Source organism: Roseivirga sp. 4D4 (assembly GCF_001747095.1).
Taxonomy (GTDB): Bacteria; Bacteroidota; Bacteroidia; order Cytophagales; family Cyclobacteriaceae; genus Roseivirga.
Map to the genome: position 1 here is coordinate 3,519,444 of NZ_MDGP01000001.1, position 23,794 is coordinate 3,543,237.

The 23,794-nt window shown below is 41.8% G+C and carries 22 protein-coding genes; 10 read left to right on the forward strand and 12 right to left on the reverse strand.

Annotation, left to right across the window (positions count from 1 at the left end; all coding sequences use genetic code 11):
* Window positions 1-111: 111 nt before the first annotated feature.
* From BFP97_RS15325 to BFP97_RS15340, 4 genes are all read left to right on the forward strand, one after another.
* Complete coding sequence (locus BFP97_RS15325; RefSeq protein ID WP_069843261.1) at window positions 112-1,140, forward strand: sensor histidine kinase; 1,029 nt, start codon at window positions 112-114, stop codon at window positions 1,138-1,140.
* On the forward strand, window positions 1,137-2,195 hold the full coding sequence (locus BFP97_RS15330; protein ID WP_069843262.1) for a histidine kinase: 1,059 nt from the start codon (window positions 1,137-1,139) through the stop codon (window positions 2,193-2,195). Before BFP97_RS15325 ends, BFP97_RS15330 begins: the two co-directional genes overlap by 4 nt.
* Window positions 2,192-2,971 (forward strand): LytR/AlgR family response regulator transcription factor, encoded by a 780-nt coding sequence (locus tag BFP97_RS15335; protein WP_069843263.1) that lies wholly within the window; start codon window positions 2,192-2,194, stop codon window positions 2,969-2,971. Before BFP97_RS15330 ends, BFP97_RS15335 begins: the two co-directional genes overlap by 4 nt.
* A gap of 78 nt (window positions 2,972-3,049) precedes the next feature.
* Window positions 3,050-3,388: a hypothetical protein gene (locus BFP97_RS15340; protein ID WP_069843264.1), complete on the forward strand. Its 339-nt coding sequence runs from the start codon at window positions 3,050-3,052 to the stop codon at window positions 3,386-3,388.
* On the opposite strand, the gene BFP97_RS15345 is transcribed toward BFP97_RS15340, so the two are convergent.
* A complete protein-coding gene (locus BFP97_RS15345) occupies window positions 3,379-4,173 on the reverse strand; it encodes an MBL fold metallo-hydrolase (protein WP_069843265.1) in 795 nt (264 codons plus the stop codon). The genes BFP97_RS15340 and BFP97_RS15345 overlap by 10 nt on opposite strands.
* A 130-nt stretch (window positions 4,174-4,303) precedes the next feature.
* Here BFP97_RS15345 and BFP97_RS15350 point away from each other — a divergent pair, with 130 nt between their 5' ends.
* Window positions 4,304-6,454, forward strand: coding sequence for a carbohydrate binding family 9 domain-containing protein (locus BFP97_RS15350; protein WP_170827481.1), 2,151 nt, complete (start codon window positions 4,304-4,306; stop codon window positions 6,452-6,454).
* Between the two features lie 5 nt (window positions 6,455-6,459).
* Here the strand turns inward: BFP97_RS15350 and recG are convergent, their stop codons facing one another.
* From recG to mutY, 5 genes are read right to left on the reverse strand one after another with little or no spacing between them, the layout of a single operon-like run.
* Entirely contained in the window at window positions 6,460-8,553 is a 2,094-nt protein-coding gene (recG, locus tag BFP97_RS15355) for an ATP-dependent DNA helicase RecG (protein WP_069843267.1), read from the reverse strand.
* A gap of 8 nt (window positions 8,554-8,561) precedes the next feature.
* Window positions 8,562-9,152: a gliding motility lipoprotein GldD gene (locus tag BFP97_RS15360; RefSeq protein ID WP_255399472.1), complete on the reverse strand. Its 591-nt coding sequence runs from the start codon at window positions 9,150-9,152 to the stop codon at window positions 8,562-8,564.
* Between the two features lies 1 nt (window position 9,153).
* Window positions 9,154-10,488, reverse strand: a complete 1,335-nt coding sequence (gene gldE / locus BFP97_RS15365; RefSeq protein ID WP_069843268.1) for a gliding motility-associated protein GldE — start codon at window positions 10,486-10,488, stop codon at window positions 9,154-9,156.
* A 21-nt stretch (window positions 10,489-10,509) separates the two neighbouring features.
* Window positions 10,510-10,944 (reverse strand): single-stranded DNA-binding protein, encoded by a 435-nt coding sequence (locus BFP97_RS15370; RefSeq protein WP_069843269.1) that lies wholly within the window; start codon window positions 10,942-10,944, stop codon window positions 10,510-10,512.
* A 40-nt stretch (window positions 10,945-10,984) separates the two neighbouring features.
* Window positions 10,985-12,091, reverse strand: a complete 1,107-nt coding sequence (mutY, locus tag BFP97_RS15375) for an A/G-specific adenine glycosylase (RefSeq protein ID WP_255399473.1) — start codon at window positions 12,089-12,091, stop codon at window positions 10,985-10,987.
* Between the two features lie 111 nt (window positions 12,092-12,202).
* Between mutY and BFP97_RS15380 the strand changes: the two genes are divergently transcribed.
* The 3 genes from BFP97_RS15380 to BFP97_RS15390 all read left to right on the forward strand — a co-directional run bounded on the left by BFP97_RS15380 (window position 12,203) and on the right by BFP97_RS15390 (window position 15,073).
* On the forward strand, window positions 12,203-12,505 hold the full coding sequence (locus tag BFP97_RS15380) for an HU family DNA-binding protein (RefSeq protein ID WP_069843270.1): 303 nt from the start codon (window positions 12,203-12,205) through the stop codon (window positions 12,503-12,505).
* Between the two features lie 23 nt (window positions 12,506-12,528).
* A complete protein-coding gene (locus tag BFP97_RS15385) occupies window positions 12,529-13,344 on the forward strand; it encodes a tetratricopeptide repeat protein (protein WP_069843271.1) in 816 nt (271 codons plus the stop codon).
* A gap of 172 nt (window positions 13,345-13,516) precedes the next feature.
* Window positions 13,517-15,073 carry a ribonuclease E/G gene (locus BFP97_RS15390; RefSeq protein WP_069843272.1) on the forward strand — a complete coding sequence of 519 codons (1,557 nt, stop codon included), beginning with the start codon at window positions 13,517-13,519 and terminating at the stop codon, window positions 15,071-15,073.
* 33 nt (window positions 15,074-15,106) lie between these two features.
* Here the strand turns inward: BFP97_RS15390 and BFP97_RS15395 are convergent, their stop codons facing one another.
* A complete protein-coding gene (locus BFP97_RS15395) occupies window positions 15,107-15,757 on the reverse strand; it encodes a porin family protein (protein ID WP_069843273.1) in 651 nt (216 codons plus the stop codon).
* A gap of 44 nt (window positions 15,758-15,801) precedes the next feature.
* On the opposite strand from BFP97_RS15395, the gene BFP97_RS15400 reads away from it, so the two are divergent.
* A complete protein-coding gene (locus tag BFP97_RS15400) occupies window positions 15,802-17,103 on the forward strand; it encodes a hypothetical protein (protein WP_069843274.1) in 1,302 nt (433 codons plus the stop codon).
* On the opposite strand, the gene BFP97_RS15405 is transcribed toward BFP97_RS15400, so the two are convergent.
* From BFP97_RS15405 to BFP97_RS15420, 4 genes are read right to left on the reverse strand one after another with little or no spacing between them, the layout of a single operon-like run.
* Window positions 17,069-18,298: a glycosyltransferase family 4 protein gene (locus BFP97_RS15405; RefSeq protein WP_069843275.1), complete on the reverse strand. Its 1,230-nt coding sequence runs from the start codon at window positions 18,296-18,298 to the stop codon at window positions 17,069-17,071. The genes BFP97_RS15400 and BFP97_RS15405 overlap by 35 nt on opposite strands.
* Window positions 18,299-18,321: 23 nt before the next feature.
* The gene (nth, locus tag BFP97_RS15410; RefSeq protein ID WP_069843276.1) at window positions 18,322-18,975 is read right to left on the reverse strand and encodes an endonuclease III; all 654 of its coding nucleotides are present in this window, start codon (window positions 18,973-18,975) and stop codon (window positions 18,322-18,324) included.
* A 14-nt stretch (window positions 18,976-18,989) separates the two neighbouring features.
* Window positions 18,990-19,226, reverse strand: coding sequence for a hypothetical protein (locus BFP97_RS15415; protein ID WP_069843277.1), 237 nt, complete (start codon window positions 19,224-19,226; stop codon window positions 18,990-18,992).
* Window positions 19,201-19,800: an RNA polymerase sigma factor gene (locus BFP97_RS15420; protein WP_069843278.1), complete on the reverse strand. Its 600-nt coding sequence runs from the start codon at window positions 19,798-19,800 to the stop codon at window positions 19,201-19,203. Before BFP97_RS15420 ends, BFP97_RS15415 begins: the two co-directional genes overlap by 26 nt.
* 271 nt (window positions 19,801-20,071) lie before the next feature.
* Here BFP97_RS15420 and uvrA point away from each other — a divergent pair, with 271 nt between their 5' ends.
* The gene (gene uvrA / locus BFP97_RS15425) at window positions 20,072-22,900 is read left to right on the forward strand and encodes an excinuclease ABC subunit UvrA (RefSeq protein WP_069843279.1); all 2,829 of its coding nucleotides are present in this window, start codon (window positions 20,072-20,074) and stop codon (window positions 22,898-22,900) included.
* Here the strand turns inward: uvrA and BFP97_RS15430 are convergent.
* Complete coding sequence (locus BFP97_RS15430; protein WP_069843280.1) at window positions 22,897-23,745, reverse strand: DMT family transporter; 849 nt, start codon at window positions 23,743-23,745, stop codon at window positions 22,897-22,899. The genes uvrA and BFP97_RS15430 overlap by 4 nt on opposite strands.
* Window positions 23,746-23,794 lie beyond the last annotated feature (49 nt).

Consider the following 23,794-nt stretch of genomic DNA (forward strand, 5'->3'; position numbering starts at 1 on the left):
ATCCACCCAAGAGCCTTCTTTATGGAGGCTCTTGTTTCTATTTCCACATAAATTTTTGCTCTCTAAGCAATATGGAGGGGGTATTTATTATCTTCATCAAAACTCGCTGCTATGGCTAAGCTGCTCAGGCTGCTCCTTTTTCTTATCATCGGCTTACTCTTTCTCTTTTATCTTTTTTATGGAGAGTATGGCGTACTGCCCAATCTATCAAGGCACATCAATATCTATGGGTTCACATTTTTGGGTGCTATCCTTACAGGCTTTGGCGTCTTCTACATTAATCACTGGTTGAATCATCGAATACCATGGCGTAGGCACATCTTAGGTCGTTTTATGGCCGGTTTTGCGCTCGACTTTGCGTTTTTAGGCGGCCTGTTATTGTTAATGGGTTGGTTAGGTAACCTGACAGGCCTGATCGAATACGAAATGTTTGCTGAGGACATGTTCATTCGACAGATAGAAATCAAACTAATTGTACTTTGCTTCTTGACCATGTTTGTGGTCACACTGGTAGAGTTTAATACCTTTAGCTACAATGAGTATTCAGTAGGACAGATTAGAAAACTACGTGCCGAACGTAAGCAACTTGAGCTACAGTTTGAAGCACTAAAAAGCCAGCTAAGCCCGCATTACTTATTCAATAGTATGAACACTATCTCGTCACTCGTGTATCGAGATCCGCATGTGGCAGAGAACTTCATTCGAAACCTAGCCGATACTTTCAACTATGTGCTCTATACCAAAGAAGCCAAAGTGGTCACTTTGCGAGAAGAGATAGAGGCATTGAAGGACTACGGTTACCTGCTCAATATTCGATATGCGGCAGCGGTAGATTTAAGAATTGAAATTGATAGCCAATATCACGATCGGTCGATACCTCCTTTGACTTTACAGTTGCTGGTCGAGAATGCTGTAAAGCATAACATTATTAGCAATGATAACCCTCTTAAAGTCAATATTCGAGCTACTGAAGAAGAGGTGATTGTTTTGAATAATAAGACTGGGTCGCCTTCAAAAACGGCTAGTCATAGGGTTGGGTTAGACAATATCAGAAAGCGCTATGCTTTCTTTACCTCCAAGCATATTCAGCTTTCGGACGATGATTATTTCGAAGTTAAACTCCCAATGATCACGTCATGAAAAGGAACCTATTGAATCAGCCCATATTCCGCCTGATGGTTCCACCGATCTATGGGATCATGATGTACCTGTTGATTTTAATGATCAACAACGACCTGGAACAGCTCTCGGAAACCATTTTGAATGATGAGCTGATGCTCTGTGCCGTACTGGCCTTTCTTACTTCTGAGTCGGTACGTTTTGTAATTGTTTTAGTCGAAAGAAGGCTTCAGGAAAACCTGAGAAAAACAGGAAGCATAGTTATGCTATTTGGTGTGAGCTTGCTGACGGGGGCTGTGGTTAACTTCTTTGCTGTAGACGCTTATTTCAGATATTTTGAGGATTATCAGTACTTCTCGTCCTATTCGAACACCCTCTATACGATAGTGATCACTTACAGTGTAAGCGCAATGCTTTACACCTTGTTCTTCCTGAGTATTCACTTGCTGTCGATAAAGAATGAATCGGAACTGAAAAAGGAAGACTTAAAGCGCCAGAATCTTGAGCACCAATTGGAGATTTTCAACAATGAAATCAATCCCGACTTGCTTTTTCAGAGCTTGGAGACACTTATTTCACTGGTTCATCATAACCTTGATAAAGCAGAAGATTTTGTAGATCGCCTGGCGATCGTTTATCGGTACATCTTAGATAATCGAAAGAAAGAGGTTGTGGCCTTGGACGATGAGCTTAGAGCAGCTAAGAACCTCATCTATTTATTCAAAGAGAAGTTTCCAGAGCAGTTATCTCTAGAAATCAAAAACGAGAAGTTTGGCATAGGAAAGTATATGGTGCCCAACACCTTGCCCATGGTTTTGGATTGTATGATTAACGGTAGTATTATTTCCCCTTGGCAGCCGATGAATATTGTAATTGACTGTGGAGGAGAGGATGATTATTTGGTCATTCAACATAAAGAGAATGACAAACTGAGCAACAATAAGTACATTAAAAATCGATATCAAAACCTTCATGAGGCCTTTGCCTTTTTTACGGATAAACCTGTGATTCAGATCAAAGCTTATGGAGATGCTTTTATCAAACTGCCATTGCTAGACATTAAAGAGAACGTATGAGAGTATTTATCATAGAGGACGAAATACCTGCTGCAGAGAAGATTGAACGCTTCTTACATCGTTATGATGAAAGTATTGAGATTGTGGGTAGAGCAATGAGCGTTAAGGAAACTGTCAATTGGGTGCAGACTGATGGCAATGCAGATCTACTTTTGATGGATATCCAATTAACGGATGGATTGAGTTTTGATATTTTCAAAGAAGTCGATCTTGACATTCCTGTCATTTTCACTACGGCCTATAATGAATATGCGATTGATGCTTTCAAAGCCAATGGCATCGACTACCTACTCAAACCGATCACTTTCGAAGCGTTAACAGAGAGTTTGGATAAGTTCAAAAACCTAAAGACAAAGCTTTCGGAACCGGGGCAATCGGAAGCCACTTCAGTCATTGATTTGCAGAGCGCCCTGCAGATGTTGAGCAAACGCGAATACAAAACCAGGTTTATGGTCAAGATCGGTGAGCATATTAAGTCAGTGACGACCGATCAAATAGAACTCTTCTATGCCGAAGGTCGAAACGCCTATATCGTCACGGATCAGGGTAGAAGGCTTATCATAGATTATAAGCTTGAGACACTGGAAGAAATGCTCGATCCACAATCATTCTTCAGAGTAAACCGAACCTTTATCATTGAAATTAATGCCATCAAGGATGTTTTGGTATACTCGAACAGTCGTTTGAAGATCATTCTGAATATGGACTTCGACCGTGAAATTATTGTGAGCCGCGAGAAGGTAGGCGCCTTTAAGAAGTGGTTCGATGGGGAGTAGTTAGTGGACGATTTGTCTACGCTTTTTTCTCTCAGTTTTGGTGAAAGATGATTATCTTTATTTATCATTCATCACACAATGAATTTCACCTTGAATACTACCACACAACTTCCTTTGAAGAAGACAAACCTTGACGACTTCTTCCCCAATCAGTTTCAATCCCCCAACTTATCCCCCGAGAAAATCTGCGATTATCGCATAGAAAGATTCTTTTGGTTTTACATAAAGCTAATTGTCTATGTAATAGACGATCGCGCATCTATTGGAAAATGGCGTAGGGTGCGGAAAATTGAGTCTAAGACAAACACGCTATCAAAGGGTAAGCGAGTCAATGAGATTGTTGAAATGCTACGCCAACAAAAAGAGAAGTTCGACTCTCTGGGTCATAGAGAGAAGAGCTGGTTCTGTCAATACTGAACTTCAGTTCGAGTTTTCTGGAATACTGTAGCCTTTGGGTAATTTTCTTTAATCTGACTCAACGCAGATGGCGATGGTGCTTTAGGGTAATGAATTCCTATTAGGTCTTTGGCTTTGATATGGTTGTTAATAATATCCATACCCTCATCACTACTCATATACCAGTAAGGAACTAGTGCTACATCGATATTATACTTAGCTAAATCCACTTCCCTGAATCTTTCTGGATTCATATCTGCATCGCCAAGGTGCAATACTCGTTTTCCACCTATTTCAATAATGAAGCCCATATTCTCAATATGTGCTGTCCTTTCTCCGCCTGCATGATTGATGAAAAAGGAATAAACTTTCAGGCCATTGATATTATCTTGTAAGGTGTGGACTCCGCGTTGGTGGCCCTTAATCTGTGTCTTGACCTTATCATAATCGACATACTTTGATTCTAATTCCCCTTTAACTTGCTCAGAGCTTAAGAGCCTGGACTCTTGATGGTTCTTGAGAAAATTGCCTGTCAGATTGGCCTCAAAATGATCTCTATGAAAGTGAGTTGTCATTATTAGGTCCACCTGATCAAAAGGGCTTTGAGATGTCATCATTTGCTCAACAGTGGCTTCACTCGGGCTGAGGTAATCCTTATAGAAGTCATCAAAGAGCGCATCTATCATGGCTTTCTTTCCACCCCCCTCTAAAAGTACACCTTCATTGGCGATATAGGTGACCTTAAGGTCTTGGGCCGAAGCAGCCAACGTAACTAAAATGATCAAACAGGAGTAAAGAACTTTCATACAATTCATGTCAAAACTTAACGAAGTTAAATGGCTAGAGTTGTAAAGGTTGTTTTACGACTGACAATAATATATAAGTGGTTACCTATTATCTATTGATACAGTTAATTTTGGGCAAAATTTTTTAGGATTGAGGTATAGGTCAAGAGTGCTTGTGACAGTGTGTACATTACTTTTAACACTGACAGTCAAGGCACAAGTCAAATCGGTTAAAGCGGATGTTCCACCAGAAATTGATGGTGTTCTGGATGATGACATTTGGAAGCAAAGTCCTCAGGTTTCGGGTTTCAAAACCTTCGTGCCCGACTTTGGTAAAGACATTCCCTATAATACCATTGCCTATGTGGCGCACGATTCGGAAAACCTATATTTCGCAATCAAGTGTTTTGATGAACCCAATCTAATTAAGACCTCCATTGCCGCAAGAGATAGAATCAGAGCCGATGACTGGATATGTATTAACCTTGACACCTTTAATGGTGGCCAGTCCTTATTGGGTCTTTATGTGAATCCTAATGGTATTCAAATGGACACTCAGTTTGCCGCAGGTTCAGAAGATATTGGTGTGGATCTTATATGGTACAGTGCTGCAAAAATTGACAATGAGGGTTACAGCGTAGAGATCAAAATTCCATTTAAGAGTATTCGCTATAGCGATGATGACGGGAATGTAGAAATGGGTGTAATCTTCGAAAGAAGGATTTCGCGTCTTTCTACCCAAGTATCTTCTCCAGCCCTCGACCCCGAAAAAGGCTTCGCCTTTCTTACTCAGATGATGCCCTTGAACTATTCTGGTGTGAGAAAATATACACTGCTAGAATTGCTGCCTGCCATCACCTATAGCAATAATACGATACAAGAAAACGGGCAGGACGTAAGCGAGGATAACTTTGAGCCGAGTCTTACAGCCAAAATTGGCCTAACATCAGAGCTTGTATTGGATGCTACCATTAACCCTGACTTTAGCCAAGTGGAGTCAGATGCGCAGCAGGTAGAAGTGAATCAACGATTTGCCGTTAACTACCCTGAACGGAGACCATTCTTTTTGGAAGGGAGTCAAAATTTTAACTTCGCGGCTAGCTCTATGTTCTCACCTGTGAGGCAGGTTGTGAATACAAGGACCATTGTATCACCAAGAGCTGCTACTAAACTGACTGGAAAGATCGGTGATAAGAATATCATTTCTACCATTTACGCCTTGGATCGGGCCGATCGGTCGCTGAGTGATTTTGCTGAGGATGAAACGGCTGATGTGGGTATCATTAGATATATGCGTTCTTTCACTCAGGACAGTTACCTGGGCTTTATCGGCACGCATAGATCCAGAAATGGGGGCTCCAACTCAGTGGTCGGCTTCGATGGGCAATATCGTTTTAACGAAGCCAATGTGATTAGTGGCAATTTCTTAAACTCGACAACTCAGGCAGATAGGAATAGCAATTCCACCAGTGACAATTCTATGGCGATAAGGATTGCCAGAAATACCAGAAGCTTCAGCGGTAATATCAATATTGAAGACATTGCCCAAGACTTTCAATCCCAAGTTGGGTTTGTGACAAGAACAGGAATCACAAGACTTTCAGGTTCAGTATCACCAAAATTATTTCCAAAAGAGGGCCTGGTACAAAGATGGGATTTCACCGTTTATGGCTCTATTACTAAGGACAAACCCAGTGGTTTAAATGAAAGCGTACTTTATGGGTCAATAGCGGCTAACCTGCCGAAGAATACCCGACTAAGTGTTTCTGCGGATCGTTCTTCCGAAATATTTCAGGGGGTTGAGTTTAGAGATGGGTCAATTAGTCTTTCCGCAAGTTCTCAGTTGAATAAGAGACTTAGAGTGAGCACTAACTATGACTGGGATAACGGTATTTTCTATCAAGCGGCTGAGCAGGGTTATGGTAAACGCATCAGAAACTTTCTAGACTATCAGGCTTCCGATAAATTAAATTTTCAAGTGTCCCACAATTTTGTGTCACTCTACAGTGAAGCAACTGACGTCAAATATTATGACTTACATATCCTTAGAGGGCGCTTGGTCTACCAGGCCAACCAATACTTGTTCTTTAGGGCGATTGGTCAGTACAACAGCCTCTCAAAGGTTTGGAGCCCTAACTTCCTGGCCTCCTTTACCTACATTCCCGGTACGGTTGTGCACCTTGGCTATGGTACGGTATTGGAGAGAACTCGATGGGATGGGCAACAATATGTGCCTGCTGACAATTACTTACAGACCTTTAGTGGCTTCTTCTTTAAGGCCTCATATCTCTGGAGGCTTTAAGCTAACTAAGAAATTCTTCCCCAATTTACAGTTGTCTTTTTTAGGGACTTGATATGTCTTAGAATATTGCTGTTCTCTGGCTTGGCGAGCGTTGGGTCTTCATCTAACAAATCACTGGCAGCATTTCGAGCAGCCTGAAGAATTTTAGTGTCCTTGGCAATGTCAGCGATCAACATATCTAATACACCACTTTGCTGAGTGCCAGTAATATCTCCAGGACCACGTAGCTTCAAGTCGACATCGGCAATCTCGAAGCCATTGTTGGTTCGGACCATGGTTTCTAGTCTTGTCCTTGCCTCTTTGCTCAGTTTATAGTCTGTCATAAGTACACAGTAAGACTGATCCGCTCCGCGACCTACTCTACCTCTTAATTGGTGCAATTGCGCTAAGCCGAAGCGTTCGGCATTCTCAATCACCATTACAGAGGCATTCGGTACATTAACGCCCACTTCGATAACCGTAGTGGCGACCATTATCTGAGTTTCATGTTTGACGAAACGTTGCATTTCGAAGTCTTTATCCTGAGGCTTCATCTTACCATGCACAATGCTGATGTGGTTTTCGGGAAAGGCTCTTGCAATGCTCTCATAGCCATCCATTAGATCTTTCAAGTCGAGTTTGGACGACTCTTCAATCAAAGGATAAACTACATAAACCTGTCGGCCCTTGGCAATTTCTTTTTTCATAAAGCCAAAGACTTCCAGACGCTTGGCATCGTACTGGTGCAAGGTCTTAATCGGCTTTCTACCTGCTGGCATCTCGTCAATTATCGATACATCAAGGTCACCATAGAGTGTCATGGCTAAAGTCCTCGGAATTGGGGTGGCGGTCATCACCAATATGTGGGGGAAGAGGCTGACGTTTTTGTTCCAGAGCTTTGCCCGTTGGGCCACACCAAAGCGATGCTGCTCATCTATAATTGCAAGTCCCAGGTTTTTGAATTGGACTGTGTCTTCAATCAAGGCATGTGTACCCACTAGGATTTTAATTTCGCCCGATTGCAGACCTTCATGAATAATTCTTCGCTCTTTGGTTTTGGAGGAACCTGTTAGCTTGGCGATCCCAATATTCAATTTGTCAGCGTATTCCTTCAGGCCTTCATAGTGCTGATCGGCCAGTATTTCCGTGGGAGCCATCATGGATGCCTGACTTCCAGAATTGACGACTAACAGCATGCAGATAAAAGCCACAATAGTTTTGCCCGAGCCGACATCTCCTTGGAGTAATCGGTTCATTTGGCGCCCTGATTTCATGTCTTGATAAATCTCTTTGATCACTCTTTTTTGAGCATTAGTCAGATCAAAAGGAAGATGATCATTGTAGAAAGCCGTCAGCAAGCTTGAGTCTCGAAAGACCTGCCCTTTGAATTTCTCTACCCGAGAGACTTTTAAGGTCAACAGTTTTAGCTGAATAAAGAACAGCTCTTCAAATTTCAGTCTGAAAATGGCCTTCTGTAATAGCTCATTGTTCGAAGGGAAATGAATATGCCATAAGGCAAAGTGTTTTTCGATTAGTCCGAATTGATCGGTCAGATGCTGGGGTAGAGTTTCATGAATGTGACGCTCGGCCAAAACCATCACTTGCCTCACCAGTTTCGAAAGCGCTTTGCTATCCAGAAACTTTGCCTTCATCTTCTCAGAAGTATGATAGACAGGTTGTAGGAAAGAAGTTTTTTCGTTTTGCGTGGTGAGAACTTCAATTTCCGGGTGAGCGACATTGATTTTTCTACCAAATGCCGCAGGCTTTCCAAAGACAACATAGTCAACACCAAGCCTGAGCTTCTTGCTAACCCAAGGGATGCCTTTAAACCAGACCAGTTCAATTTCACCGGTGTCATCCGAAAAGCGGGCCACTAATCGCTTTTTTCTAAGCTCACCAATGGTGTCGAGCTTAGTAATGCGTCCCTTCATTTGAACAAAAGGCATATCAGCATGTACCTCACCGATTTTCTGGAATTTGGTGCGATCCTCATAGCGGAAGGGATAATGTTGGATCAAGTCACCATAGGTGAACAGGCCAAGTTCTTTACCGATCAAGGCGGCTTTTTGGGGACCAACTCCCTTAAGAAATTCGATACTGGTATCGAAGAATGAGGGCATGCGTCAATTTAATATTTCCACTCAAAAGAATTGAGCATTTGCAAGACATCCTTTTTGATGAAGTTGATAATAGGCTGCAGTGAGTCGTTTTTTGTGGCGGTGTTGAAGTATAGTGCGCCTCTAAAGAAGTGACGGGTAGAATCAGAAGTAAAAAATTGCAATTGAGTTGGTACTTCACCCTCGAGTTGTGTCAGGCTAGCAACTTGCCCTCTGGGCATGGCCACCAACGTTTCTTCAATGCCATAGGCCTTGATATCGTGTTTCATCGCTAACTCAAAGGCTTCATTCAGTAATGTTCTGGCTTGGTTGTCATTGGTCCTTAAATCTTTATAAGTGATCTGGAGCAAGGCTTCAAAATCTGGATAATATAGGTTGGCCCAATATCTATCGGCATTTACGTTTGAATCACCAGACAACTGAGCGTAGCTTGAATAATCGAATTGATAGGGAAATGTATCTGGAAGGGCTCGATAGACATTTTCTGGTAGATCAATGCGGTTATAGCCTTTAGGTTTAGGTAGGTATATTTCTTCGCATGCGGATAACACCAGCAATAGAATTACCAGAGATTGGATGATGTATCTTCTGCGAAGCTTCAAATTAGGCTGTGGGTTTAATAAAAACTCGAATTCTCTTTATGCGCCTGGCGTCAACCGCGACAATAGTGAATAGGAAGTTTTCAAAAGCAATCTTTTCTCCAGCGCGAGGTAGTTTGGCGTTGATCTCCAAAAGTAAACCTCCTAAAGACTCACTTTCTCCCTTGACTTTGTCAAAAAGTGCAGGCTCGACTTCCACAATTTTGCAAAAATCGTTTAGGGTCGTTTTGCCTTCGAAGATATACGTAGCGTTGTCGAGTTTATTGTAGGCTATGTCTTCATCATCGAACTCATCATTGATTTCACCTACGATTTCTTCGATGATATCTTCCATGGTAATCAGCCCTGAGGTGCCACCATATTCATCTACGATGATTGCCATATGAACCCGCTGCTCTTGGAAATCTTTCAGCAGAGCGTCAACTTTTTTGTTCTCAGGGACAAAGAAGCCAGGTCGAAGCAGGGTTTGCCAAGCAAAGTCTTCATCCTTGTCAATATGAGCAATTAGGTCTTTGATGTATAAGATGCCTTCGATTTTATCTATGGTTTCGTTAAATGCGGGGATTCTTGAAAAGCCGCACTTATTGATTTTATCCATGAGCTCATGAAAGTCTAGCTCAATATCAACAGCAGTGATGTCCATTCTGGACTTCATGACCTGTTTCACCCCAAGTGTGCTGAAGTTCACTATACCTTTTAGGATTCCCTTTTCCTCTTCGGTGGTGTCTTCTCCAGTAGTAATTTCTAGCGCTTGGTTTAGCTCATCTACCGTTAGGTTCTGACCTTTTTTCTCCACGTTCTTTTCAATCACATTGGTAACTGAGATTAAGAGAAAAGAGAATGGTCTGAGGACTCTTTCGAGGAGGAGTAGGCCTTTTGCCGTTGTCTTGGCGAAAGTAGCATTGTGCTGGTTAGCGAAATTTTTGGGGACCACTTCACCGAAAAAGAGAATGATAAATGTGACGATGATGGTCAATGTCAGTACCACAGCTCCTTCTGGAGTTTTAGTGTCTACAAGCGTCCAGGTAAAGAAAGTGGCCAGCGTGACTATGGCAATGTTGATCAAGTTATTCATGATCAAAATGGTCGCAAGCAGGTACCTTTTTCTATCTAGAAGCTTTAGAATGGCATTTCCTGATGGCGTGTCTTCTTCTTTGAACTTAGACAATTGTGTTCTATCCAAAGAGAAGAAAGCAACCTCAGATCCTGAGATCAGGGCCGAAGCCAGAATAAGTAAAATAAAGGCTACCCCGTTAATAATTACATAACTGCCTGATAGTTCTGTGAACTGGGAAAAGAGCACTAAACTAGGCTCGGGGTCGTCTGCGGGTAAGTCCAAATTGTACTTTTTAGTCCAACATTAGAATGGTAAGTCGTCAGTATCGTCTTCCGGAATACTAGATACGGGACTTTCTGTAGCAGGGTTAGCAGGGCTACTTTGAGGAGCTCCACCGCCACCTTCAGGGCGGCTGCCCAGTAAAGTCATTTCGCGTCCCACAACTTCGGTAGTGTATCGCTTATTGCCGTCTTGATCGTCCCAAGAACGAGTTGTCAACTTACCTTCAATATACACTTGGCCACCCTTTTTTAAAAATCGCTCAGCGATTTCAGCAAGAGGCGTCCAAAGGACAACATTATGCCATTCAGTATTAGTTACACGTTCACCTTGCTTGTTTTTGTAGGTCTCACTTGTCGCTAGAGAGAAGTTGGCTACTGCTCTACCATTGTCCAAGTGACGAACTTCAGGGTCTTTACCCAAATTACCAACCAAGATTACTTTGTTTACTCCTGCCATAATGTTTTACTTAATTTAAGATTGAGCTGGATGAATCTAATTAAAAAATCTCTTTCTGCAAATAGTTTTGAATCAGTATTGGTTTGGGTAATTCCTGAACCTCGTCCAATTCATAAGCCTTCAGACTTTTGCTCTTAGAGAGTGATTCAAAGTTACCTAAATCCTTGACCTTAACCCTAACGAAACGAGTGAAAATTCGCTGGTGAGTAAGTACATGTTTCACCTCTTCGGAAATATCCATTACCATGAGCCCCTGCTGGTTGGCTCCTTCCTTCAAAATAGCCTCTTCTGAAAGTGATTCAGTGCTTTCAAAAAGGCTAAAATCGTACAAGCCTTGCCAGACATCTTTTGGACCTCGCTCTTTCATAAGGAGCTTGTTTCCATATTCGTAGATGAAATAATAGAAGTAGCGATTTCGAACTTTTACTTTTTTAGTCTTGACTGGTAGCTTATCCTGCTTTCCCGTATTAAAAGCATAACAGAAAGTGCTCATGGGACAAATGGCACATGCTGGGCTCTTTGGTGTGCATTGCATGGCACCGAAGTCCATAATCGCTTGATTGAATTCACCAGGAGCTTTTTTGTCTATCAAGCTGTTGGCCTTAGCCTCGAATACTTTTAATGTCTTGGCCTCGGAAATATCGTCTTCTATCCCAAACACACGACTTAGCACGCGATATACATTGCCGTCTACCACAGCCGATGGTTTATTGAAAGCAATGGAGGCAATGGCTGCTGCTGTATATCGGCCAATACCCTTCAGTTTTAGTAGAGATTCAAATTCTGAGGGGAATTTACCATTGAGTTCATTTGAAACCGTTTTTGCGCAAGCATGAAGATTTCTCGCCCTCGAATAATAACCAAGTCCTTGCCAAAGCCTGAGCACTTCGCTTTCCGGAGCATCAGCTAAGTCATTTACAGTCGGGTATTGCTGAATGAACTTAAGATAGTATGGCATACCCTGCTTGACCCTTGTTTGTTGCAAAATGATCTCAGAGAGCCATATTTTATACGGATCGTTGGTTTGTCGCCAAGGCAAATCTCTTCTTTGGTGTTCGTACCAGCTAATTAATTGATTTACAAATGTTTCGCTTTCCAAAGTGGATATTGATGGATTGGAGGGTGTTGACATTAAGGGCTTCTCCATTTTTTTTGGGAATACGTTTTTTAATTAGTAACGAACCCTTAATTTTGCAGGCCAAATTAACTGGGAATAAGTTTTTTACACAATTTTATTAACCTAAAAATATAAGTTACAGTGACTAAAGCAGATGTTATCAATCAGATAGCCGAAAAGACCGGAATTGACAGGTCTGATGTTACTACAACTGTTGAGACTCTTTTTGCAGTAGTGAAAGACTCAATGGCGGAAGGAGAGAACATTTACGTGAGGGGATTCGGAAGCTTCGTAAACAAGAAGAGAGCTAAAAAAATTGCTAGGAACATATCGAAAAACACGGCAATCGTGATTGACGAACATTATGTGCCAAGCTTTAAACCTTCAAAGGTTTTTATTGAACAAGTAAAAGGTAGCGACAAAGTTAAAGCTGCCAATAATTAATATTAAAAGCCTAATTGGGCTTTATGAATAAGTTTCAAGTATTACTCGTTGTTATTGGAATTCTACTGGTCGTTGGCATTTATAGCCTACCTAAAGTAGTTGTTGACAATGATGGTACAGCAGAAGCAGAGTTTATCGATGAGACCGTTCCTGGTGGAATAGTTGATCACAGTACGGAAATTCCTGAAGAGGTTCAACCTCGGATAGTTTTTTGGAAGGACAAACTGTTCAGCAATGGTCGAATTCAGCCAAATATTGAGTCGCTTGACTCTTTGATGGCCGTTTTTATTGAGATAAACAAATATGATAGTGCTGCTTACTATGCGGCATTATATGCTGAAGAACTTAATCAAATACCACTCTGGCAGAAGGCTGGAGATGCTTATTTCGAAGCATTTACGTTCGCTTTAGATAAGCCAAAAATTGATTTCCTTGGAGCTAAAGCACGCGAGATTTATCAAAAGATACTCGAAGAGCAGCCAGACAATTATGATGTCAAACACAATGTCGCAATGACTTATGTGTCTTCATCAAGCCCTATGCAAGGAATAATGATGTTAAGGGAGATTTTGGAGCAAGATCCAGATAACCAACGAACATTGATGAGCATGGGTAGAATGTCTATTCAAACAAACCAGTTTGAAAATGCCGTTGAGCGATTTGAAACCTACGTGCAATACTATCCACAGGATATCGAAGGAATTTTCTTTTTAGGAGTGTGCTATTACGAAACTGGCCAGATGGTCAAGGCGAAAGCACAATTCAATAAAGTCAAAGAATTAGGTGCCGATGAGCAGATTATAACAGCTGCTGACGAGTACCTGGAAAGAATAAGTTAAAACATTAAAAAATTACAATTATGCCTTGCGGTAAAAAAAGAAAAAGACATAAGATTTCTACTCACAAGAGAAAGAAGAGGCTAAGAAAGAACAGACATAAGAAGAAGTAATTCACTTCGCTTATGTGCTATACACGAATAACAGTTCTTTTTTAACTTAAAATACTATCACATTGAGTAATGAATTAATCATTAATTCAACTCAGAGTGGATGTCGTATAGCCCTTCTTAAAAACAAGAGTTTAGTTGAATTTCATCATGATGATGATGAAACAAAATTCAATGTCGGAGATATATACCTGGGTACAGTCAAGAAGATTGTACCAGGTTTAAATGCCGCGTTCATTGATATCGGATACGAAAAGGATGCTTTTCTGCATTATTTGGACTTAGGTCCGCAGATTAGATCTTTGAATAAGTATACCAAACAGGCCCTTACCAATAAGAACATTACTGGTGGCCTGGGCAAATTCAAGAACGAACCAGACATTAATAAGCTTGGCAAAATGAGCCAGGTTTTGACAAAAGGACAAAAAATACTTGTTCAGGTTGTCAAAGAACCTATTTCAACTAAGGGGCCACGACTCACTTGTGAGTTGTCGATAGCGGGGCGCTACATGGTTTTAGTGCCTTTCTCTAATGCTATCAACGTTTCGAAAAAAATCACCGATGGTGAAGAGCGTAAAAGACTTTTACGCCTTATCTCATCTATTAAACCGGAAGGTTTTGGCGTCATTATTAGAACAGTGGCCAAGACCAAAAGCGTATCTGAATTAGACAAAGATCTTCGTAATCTTCAGGAAACCTGGAAACAGGGGATTAAGAACCTGCATAAAGTCAAACCTAGAGACAAGGTAATTGGCGAAGTGAGCAGAGCATCTTCCCTTTTGAGAGATATCCTCAACGAGTCATTTGACAGTGTCGTTTCAGATGACAAGGAGATCCACGAAGAGATTAAAGGGTTCATCCAAAAGATTGCCCCGGAAAAGGAAAAGATAGCCAAGCTGTATAATGGCAAGGCCAAAATCTTTGAATCATTTGATGTAGAGAAGCAGTTAAAATCACTTTTTGGAAAGTCTGTAAGTCTTCCAAAGGGAGGGTATCTCATTATTGAGCATACGGAAGCGCTGCATGTCATTGACGTGAACAGTGGTAACAAATCAAATGCTGGTGCCGATCAGGAATCTACCGCATTGCAAGTCAATATGGAGGCGGCTAAAGAAGTGGCGCGTCAATTGAGACTTCGTGATATGGGTGGAATTATCGTCATCGACTTCATCGATATGAGAAGAGCTGAGAATAAGAAGCAGCTTTATCAATTCATGAAGGAGCAGATGAGTGAGGATCGTGCTAAGAACACCATTCTGCCTCTCTCTAAGTTTGGTTTGATGCAGATCACCCGTCAGAGAGTTCGTCCTGAGATGAACATTGCCACAAGGGAGGTTTGCCCTACTTGTAACGGTACGGGTAAGGTGAGCGCAACCATTTTGGTCTCAGATCAGATCGAAAAGAATATAGAATACATTTTGAGTACTCAGAACGAGAAGGGCGTGGCAATTGCGCTACATCCATTCTTGCATGCGTACTTCACAAAAGGTGTCTTCTCGAAGAGATGGCAGTGGTACAGGAAGTATCACACTTGGGTGAAGATTGAAAAAGATAGTTCTTTGGGACTCTCCGATTATACCCTCTACAATAAGATGGGAGAGGAAATCGAAATGAAAGCATAAACATAAAAAACCCCGACTTGTCGGGGTTTTTTATTAGAACTTAATGCCAAATTCCAGGCTGAAGAGGTTACTCTTCACCTGAAAGTCATCATAAATAGGGTTTTGTGTTTTTACCTGGTTGAGGAATCCGATGTAGTAGTTGAGGCCAGCATAAACTCGAGTATTCACCCCAATACTTCTTTCCAAACCTCCACCAAAATTTCCTGATAGATCTAGTCTCTGAAATTCACTCACAAAACCAACCCCTGGAGTTTCATTATCTGTATTGAGCCTTATTTCTGGTACAAGGCCAAAATTGAAAAACACTTTTGTATCCAGGAGAATTTCGTTGGTATAGAGTTTTAATAATACGGGAAGCTGTAGGTATTCATGATCATACCTTTCGGATACCGTTTGGCCAGCGAGAACTCCTGGATCGGTTAGACTGATTCGGGTGGCCTTAGAGGCAAAATTAAGACCAGCATGGAGGATATAATTTTCCTTGAAGGGTAAATCCACAAAGGCTCCAATTAAGAATTTGATGGAAGTCCCGTCTCTTTGTATATCGGTATTGGCACCATCGGCTGACGTACGCGAAACGGATAAGGATGGGCCTAACTTAATTCCGATTCTATAGTCTTGTTGTGCAGTAGCGAATTGACCTAAAACCATCAGAATGATGGCTGAGAAAATGTATTTCTTCATGTTCGATAAAATAAATAAATACATTTGTCATTTAAAAAGAGGAGATGCTTAAACGGTACTTTATTCTGGTTTTATTGCTGACTTCACTGGCCTGCGCTAGTGACGATTCTTGTGAGCGTGATGTAGACCTATCAGATGTCGATTTGGACCTCGACTTTGAAAACCTGACTTATGAGATAAGTGAAATTCGAAGCTTGGATGCATTGAATGACTTTTTTGAGGCTAACCCGATCATTCGAGATGAGTTCTTCGAATTTGGTGGAAGACCTTCTGAAGCGCAAGTACTGGCCGATCTATCCAAATTGATTCAAACACCTGAGATCAAGGCAGTGCTTACAGCTAGATCCTTTTCCGCTTTCGATCAGATACTGGAGAAAAATAGGGACCTAAGAGAGTTTCTGACCTATGATTACTTAGCGATCAATAAGGGAAAAAGCCTAAGAAGTCTTTATGATATGCTTTCTGCTTCGCAGGTGACATCTCTGGCAGGTACAGAGATCACTAGTGTTGAGCCATTAAGAAGCTACCTGAAGGCAAACCCTTCGGAACGAGATTATTTTTATACTCTATTTGCCTATCGTACAGATGATCAGTTGTTGAAGGACAATTATGAGTTACTGCAAAACGACTTTGTCGATACGCTTTATCAGGAAACCATGAACCTGATTGATGCAGGTGTGGTCAGCTATGAATTAGATAGGGCTTATAAACGAGTCAAAAAGGCTTACCCTGATTTCAACCCTCCAAAAGTTCAGGCGGTCTATTCGGGTTTTGGTAAGGATATTTACCTCACAGACTCACTACTGATTATAGGACTAGATTATTATTTGGGAGAAAACGCATCTTTCAGACCGAATGTGTATGACTATTTGAGGGTGAGGCTTACACCTGATCACTTAGTGCCCCAATTACTTCAGTTCACTTCGCTGAAATTCAATGATACCAAAAAGGGAAAAAGGACCATTTTGGAGGATATGATTTACTATGGTAAGGCCATGGAATTTACCAGCGAAATGTTGCCCTGTGTGGCCGATAGCTTGATTATGGGTTATACAAATAAGCAAATTGCAGATGCCACTGTGAGCGAAGGGGTCATTTGGGCTCATTTTTTAGAAAGAAAGCTACTTTACAGTGATGTGCCATCTAACATCACCAAGTATATAGATGAGCGCCCGAATATTCCAGAAATTGATAAAAACTGTCCAGGTCGAATAGGCCAATGGTTGGGTTGGCAAATAGTAAAGGCCTATCGAGAAGAGACTGGTGCTAGTATTCAAGACCTGATGAAGGAAACGGACGCTCAGAAAGTGCTCACGCGGTCAAAATATAGACCTCGTTCTCGTTAGCCCTAATCTGGCTTTCGTTGTTCAATACCTTAACCAGTTTGTCTATTTGAAGCTTTTTAGAATAGAGAGACTCCGCAATAGCTCTTGCATTGTTCTTTGATGCTTCGAGGAGTTCGCGGTTTTCTAGATATGGTCTAAGCTGATTTACAAAGTCTTTGGGCTCGTGTGGACTTGCATAAAAACCACACTTATACTGTTCAACCATAGCCTTGGTCCAGCCGGGAGTATTCACAATGGTCAATTTTCCCGAAGCTAGGCTATCAAAGAATTTGTTAGGGCTATTGGTGGCCAATACGGGTAAATCAGCGAAACTCACGTAAGTGGCATCTGTAACATTCAATATTCGCCTAACGCCTTCTTTATTCTGGTGACCGATAAACTCTATGTTGGTCAATTTCTTTAGGTAGGCCTTTAACTTAATGTTTTGAAGCTGCGACCCTTCACCCACTACTTTGAAATCAATATTCAAATTGGCGGTTCTTGCTTCTTCAGCTATATCTAGTAGAAACTCCAAGTGGTTTGTAGCACCAATACTCCCCAAATAGGTCACCACAAAGGGTTTTTCAGCGTGATAGAATTCGATCAGCTTAGGGTCTTTTAGCTCCTTCTTGAAGAATTGACAATCGGCCATATTGGGAATCATAAAAACATCCTTGTCAGGAACTACTTTTTTGATCCAATCCCTCATACCAGGAGACAGGGCCACGATTCTATCGGCATTACGATAAATTTTTGCCTCAAGACGATACAGTTGATTCTTGAAAAAACGCCCTTTGATGGCACCAATTTCTATGGGTGCAGTTGGCCAAAGGTCACGAACCTCGAAGGTATAGTTAATGCCCAGTCTTTTTTTCAACCATAAGCCGATTAGTCCAACTGTCAATGGCGTTGAAGTAATGTAGGCGTGGTCGATGTTGTCAATTCTCTTGGCCAACCTTTTGGCTTTCCTTACGAATTTGAAAAAGGAAAGGACCCTCTTAACAAAGCCCATGTCATTGTTATACTTCACAGGCAGGTAGTGCACCTTTACGCCATCAATTTCTTTTACAGTATAAATGGAGTCATTGTGACTGGTAATCATTTCAACCTCAAAGTCATTGTCCACCAAGCCTTTTGAAAGGTAATAAGAGCGAATAGCTCCTCCTTCCTGAGGTGTTTTGAAGTATTGGTGAATATAGAGAATACGTGATGACACAGATCAAATTTACAAAAATCAACCTATCGAATGATTTTCTCCTTCTTCTCAAAGTAACGACAGAAGTGGATCAAGTTGCATTCCTCACACTTAGGTTTTCGGGCTAGGCAAGTATAACGTCCATGGAGAATAAGCCAATGATGGGCCAAAGGGATGACCTCCTTATCCAGATTCTTGACCAAAGCCTTTTCGACCGCAAGGGGTGTGGTAAGGTTTTGATTAACCAGGCCAAGTCTTTTTGAAACACGGAAAACGTGAGTGTCAACGGCCATAGAAGGTTGATTCCACACTACAGAGGTAATGACGTTAGCGGTTTTACGACCAACGCCTGGTAGCTTTTGTAAGTCTTCTATTGTCTGGGGGATTTCCGAACCAAAGTCTTCCACCAACATCTTACCCAAGCCAATAAGGTGCTTGGTTTTATTGTTGGGGTAGGATACGGATCTGATATACGGGAATAGTTCGTCAAAATTGGTAGCAGCCAGATGTTCAGGCGTAGGAAAATCCTGAAACAACTTAGGTGTAACCAAATTGATTCTTTTATCAGTGCATTGAGCACTTAAAACTACGGCAACCAGTAATTCAAACGGGTTGCTGTAGTTGAGTTCTGTCTCAGCCTGTGGCTGATTTTCGCTAAAATAGGCTACAAATTTTTCGTACCGTTCCTTCCGTGTCATTACGCTAAAATAGCCTAATCCACGGAATGTAAATGGTAAGATTTAGAATAACTGATAATAGCATCTATGGTCTTCTCTGAAGGGGACTTCATGGATGCTTCTAAATCATTAACTACACTGAAAAGGTCTGTATAGGCTTCCGCAAGCTGCTCATCGAAGAGCATCGCGATTTCTATCTCTGAACTCTCTTCAGGGGTAGTTTCTTTGTAAATGTAACGTACTAGGTCATCTTGGGTAAAGGTTTTGATCATACGCAATGTTCTTTTTGTCCATCTTTTTTCTAAGGTTGATGAGCGCATAACGCATACGGCCTAGGGCAGTGTTGATACTCACACCAGTGGTATCAGCAATTTCCTGAAAGCTCATCTGCATATAGTGCCTCATCATCAACACTTCACGCTGAGAGTCAGGCAACTCTTTGATCAAGTCGCGCAACAAGGCGTGAGTGTCTTCTTTTATTTGTTTGGACTCAATTGAGTCCTCCGAAAATTCTAATGAATTAAATACGCTACTGCCATCTTCCATGACAATAGTTGGATAGCGCTTAGCCCTTCTGAAATTATCAATCGCCAGATTATGTGCAATTCTTGTCACCCATGGTAAAAACTTACCTTCCTCATTGTATCGCCCCGATTTGATGGTGTTAACCACCTTCACAAAGGTTTCTTGCAACAAGTCTTCAGCCAAGTACTGATCTTTTACGATCAAGTAGATGGTTGTATGGATTTTTTTAGTGTGACGTTTTACCAGCGTGGTGAAAGCCTCTTCGCTACCATTTTTATACTGCGATATCAATTGACTATCGCTTACAGCATATTTCCTCATGTCAGTAATTGTTAGGTTAACGTAGAGGTTTATATCATATTGTGCCGGTTTTTAGGGTTGGAATTATTTTCAATTATTTCAAAAGTAGAAAATCTCAATTACAAAGCAAATATCCATTTGTCTTTATCAAATCCAGATTAGTTCCTTTTGTCGTTCTTATTTCACTCCAAACATTAAGCAATCATAGTGCCAAAAAGTGAAATATTATTCTGAGTCATCAAGATAAAATTAAAGCCATAAAACATATAAGCTCTCTTATCTTTGCACTCTCATGAATTTAACAACTGTTCTGAACAACACCCCTATCGATGAGCTTGACCCAAAGCAGTTCATCATTATCAAAGGAGCCAAGGTAAACAACCTTAAAAGCCTTAGTGTGGCCATTCCACGCAATAAATTGGTAGTTGTGACGGGTTTATCGGGTTCGGGAAAATCTTCCCTGGCCTTTGATACCCTATTTGCCGAAGGTCAGCGCATGTATGTAGAAAGCCTGAGTAGCTATGCCCGGCAGTTTTTGGGTAGAATGGAAAAGCCTGAGGTGGATTACATCAAAGGAGTTTCCCCAGCCATTGCCATAGAACAGAAAGTCAGCACCAGAAACCCAAGATCAACGGTAGGAACGTCAACAGAGATTTATGACTACCTAAAGTTACTTTTTGCGCGAATTGGTAAGACTTATTCTCCGGTGAGTGGTAAAGAGGTGCAACGAGATAGTGTGAGTAGCATAGTTGATTTTATGCTTACCAAAGAAGAAGGTAAAAGGGTGATGATTCTGTGCCCTTTGGTTGAAAAGGATGATCGGACTTTAGAACAGGAATTGAATATACTCCTCCAAAAAGGATACACGAGAGTAATGTCTGAAGGCGAACCCTATTTTATAGAAGACTTACTCGGAGATTTGAAGAATGCCGAAGGCAAGCCTCTAGAAATTTTGATAGATCGAGGGGTTATTCAAAAGGATGAAGACACGCAGTTTAGGTTTGGCGACTCGGTACAGACGGCTCTCTTTGAAGGAGAGGGAGATTGTATTATCGACTTTCCCGGAGAAGGGCGTTTTTCTTTTTCCGATCGCTTCGAGGCCGATGGCATCATATTCGAAGAACCTAGTGTTAATCTTTTCACTTTCAACAATCCTTTTGGCGCCTGTAAGCGTTGCGAGGGTTTCGGAAAAATCTTAGGGATTGATCCTGACCTTGTGATACCGGACAAATCGCTTTCTGTGTATGAGGGTGCAATTGCGCCATGGCGCAGTGAGACCATGAAAAAGTGGGTTGAGCCACTTTTGAAGCATGGTATTGAATTTGATTTTCCTATTCACCGATCATTCAGTGAACTGACAGCCGAAGAGAAAGAATTACTCTGGACGGGCAATAAGTACTTCAAAGGCATCAACAAATTCTTTGAATTTCTTGAGTCTAAAATGCACAAGATTCAATATCGCGTGATGCTATCCAGATATCGCGGAAGGACTGACTGCCCTGAATGCAAGGGAACGCGACTCAGAATGGATGCCTCATATGTTAAGATTTCGGGCGAATCGATCACAGGCTTAGTGCTTATGTCGGTTCAAAACATGCTCAAGTTTTTTGATGAACTTGAATTGACTGCTTTTGAAGAAAAAGTGGCTGGGCGACTCATGAAAGAAATTAGAAATCGCCTGGAGTATCTCGATCGTGTAGGGCTCGGCTACTTAATGCTGAATCGCTTAACGAATACCCTTTCCGGAGGAGAATATCAGCGAATTAAGCTCGCCACTTCGCTGGGAAGCGCCTTGGTAGGTTCAATGTATATTCTGGACGAACCCAGCATTGGACTTCATCCTAGAGATACGGATCGTTTGATTTCAGTCTTGAAAACCTTGCGAGACTTGGGGAATACAGTAGTAGTAGTGGAGCATGAGGAGAAAGTAATGCAGGCTGCTGATCAGATCATTGACATTGGTCCGGATGCAGGATCGAACGGTGGAGAGTTGGTTTTCCAAGGCTCACTTGACGAACTGAAGGAAGCAGGAAATACCTACACGGCCAAATACTTGAATGGAACTGAAAGGTTGGAGGTTCCAAAAGTCAGAAGAAAGTGGAGAGATAGCATATCAATTAGGGGTGCAAGAGAGAATAACCTCAAGAATATCGATGTAGAAGTGCCTTTAGGTGTGCTTTCTGTGATTACAGGAGTCAGTGGATCAGGAAAATCCACCTTGATTAAGCGAATTCTCTATCCGGCTTTGGGCAAGATGCTGGGTACGGTAGGTGAGCAGACAGGCAAAATGGATGGGCTGGAAGGGTCGCTCAAAACGGTCACGCAAATTGAATTTGTTGATCAGAATCCTATTGGTAAATCATCACGATCGAATCCAGTGACTTATGTAAAAGCATACGATGCGATCAGGCAGCTTTTCACCGATCAACCCATTGCCAAACAACGAGGCTATAAGCCGGCATTTTTCTCCTTTAATGTAGATGGAGGTAGATGTGAAACTTGCCAGGGAGAAGGTGTCGTGAAGATTGAAATGCAGTTTATGGCTGACATTCATCTGACTTGCGAAAGCTGCAAGGGGCAACGTTTCAAACAGGAGATTTTAGAAGTCACTTATAATGACAAGAACATTGCCGAGGTACTGGATATGACCATTGACGATGCCATGGAGTTCTTTGCAAGTGAGCGATCAGTGATATCAAAACTTGCGCCATTGCAAGAGGTGGGTTTAGGCTATATCAGACTCGGTCAATCTTCAAACTCCCTTAGTGGTGGCGAAGCCCAGCGGGTTAAGTTGGCCTATTTCCTTGGTAAAGGTTCTCCAAAGTCCAGAAGTGCTTCAAAAGACAATATCCTTTTCATATTTGATGAACCGACCACAGGGCTTCATTTTCATGACATCAGTAAGTTGATGAAATCCATCAATGCGCTGATCGAACAGGGTAACTCAGTGCTGATCATTGAGCACAATACCGAAGTGATCAAGTGCGCAGATTGGGTGATAGACCTTGGTCCAGATGGTGGTGAAAACGGTGGTGATCTTTGCTTTGCCGGAACACCGGAAGAAATGGTGAAGCTAAAAGACAATTACACTGCTAATTACCTGAAAGAAGCCTTATCCTAGCCCTTCTTCAAGCGCTTTCGGTATGCACTGAATACATTGGCAGACACGATCAAAGAGGCCCCGATAAGCTTAGAAGAGTTCATTTCTTCATTTAGGAAGATGTAACTGGTGATCATGGCCACTGGAGTGCCTAAGTAGAAGATAAGGCTTGTCGTTGTGGGCGCTAGCATGGTTGATGCCCGAAGCCAAAGTGTATGCGCACCAACGGTACAAACCACACCCAAGATTCCGAGAAAGATCCAGTCCTGCTGCGTTAGGTCCCAATTTGACTCAGAGGTAAATGCTAAGAACACTACCAGTGCAAAAGCATATTGTCCGAAGGCTCGGGTCATTGAGTCTATATGCTGATGTTTCCTTTGGACAAAAGGGAGCACCGCAAAGAAGAATGCACTGACCAAGCCAACTAGGATACCAGCGGTAAGGTCGTTTTCTAGGTTGAATTCTGGGACAATTAAGAAGATTCCCACCAAGGCCACTGCCACAGCAATTAAATCTGGAAGTACGGGTTTCTGTCCATTGATAATCCAGTTCAAATAGATCATGTGCAGCCCGAAGGAGGAAACGGATAGAATGGCAATGGAAGGTGTCGAGAGCTTTACACTAATGAAATAGGTAATCCAATGTGCCCCGAAGAGCAGACCTATATAGATAAGACCCTTCCAGTCCTGTTTGCTGAGTTTCTTGAGCTTACTGACCCTAACTACACTGTATAAAAAGGCAGTGCCAATGACTAATCGAACAATACCGATCGTAAAGGCATTGGCTGAAACCTCTTTGATAAACACGGGTGTTATTCCAAAAAGAAAGACAGCGATTAAGCCTTCGGTGTAATAGCGAGAGTTCATTTGTCTTCAAACAAAAAACGCAGCTTAAGCTGCGTTTCAATGCGTTTTA

Coding starts and splice junctions, on each gene's coding strand:
- BFP97_RS15325 (WP_069843261.1), top strand. CDS start 112: ATGGCTAAGCTGCTCAGGCTGCTCCTTTTTCTTATCATCGGCTTACTC.
- BFP97_RS15330 (WP_069843262.1), top strand. CDS start 1,137: ATGAAAAGGAACCTATTGAATCAGCCCATATTCCGCCTGATGGTTCCA.
- BFP97_RS15335 (WP_069843263.1), top strand. CDS start 2,192: ATGAGAGTATTTATCATAGAGGACGAAATACCTGCTGCAGAGAAGATT.
- BFP97_RS15340 (WP_069843264.1), top strand. CDS start 3,050: ATGAATTTCACCTTGAATACTACCACACAACTTCCTTTGAAGAAGACA.
- BFP97_RS15345 (WP_069843265.1), bottom strand. CDS start 4,173: ATGAAAGTTCTTTACTCCTGTTTGATCATTTTAGTTACGTTGGCTGCT.
- recG (WP_069843267.1), bottom strand. CDS start 8,553: ATGCCCTCATTCTTCGATACCAGTATCGAATTTCTTAAGGGAGTTGGT.
- BFP97_RS15370 (WP_069843269.1), bottom strand. CDS start 10,944: ATGGCAGGAGTAAACAAAGTAATCTTGGTTGGTAATTTGGGTAAAGAC.
- mutY (WP_255399473.1), bottom strand. CDS start 12,091: ATGGAGAAGCCCTTAATGTCAACACCCTCCAATCCATCAATATCCACT.
- BFP97_RS15385 (WP_069843271.1), top strand. CDS start 12,529: ATGAATAAGTTTCAAGTATTACTCGTTGTTATTGGAATTCTACTGGTC.
- BFP97_RS15395 (WP_069843273.1), bottom strand. CDS start 15,757: ATGAAGAAATACATTTTCTCAGCCATCATTCTGATGGTTTTAGGTCAA.
- BFP97_RS15400 (WP_069843274.1), top strand. CDS start 15,802: ATGCTTAAACGGTACTTTATTCTGGTTTTATTGCTGACTTCACTGGCC.
- nth (WP_069843276.1), bottom strand. CDS start 18,975: ATGACACGGAAGGAACGGTACGAAAAATTTGTAGCCTATTTTAGCGAA.
- BFP97_RS15415 (WP_069843277.1), bottom strand. CDS start 19,226: ATGATCAAAACCTTTACCCAAGATGACCTAGTACGTTACATTTACAAA.
- BFP97_RS15420 (WP_069843278.1), bottom strand. CDS start 19,800: ATGAGGAAATATGCTGTAAGCGATAGTCAATTGATATCGCAGTATAAA.
- uvrA (WP_069843279.1), top strand. CDS start 20,072: ATGAATTTAACAACTGTTCTGAACAACACCCCTATCGATGAGCTTGAC.
- BFP97_RS15430 (WP_069843280.1), bottom strand. CDS start 23,745: ATGAACTCTCGCTATTACACCGAAGGCTTAATCGCTGTCTTTCTTTTT.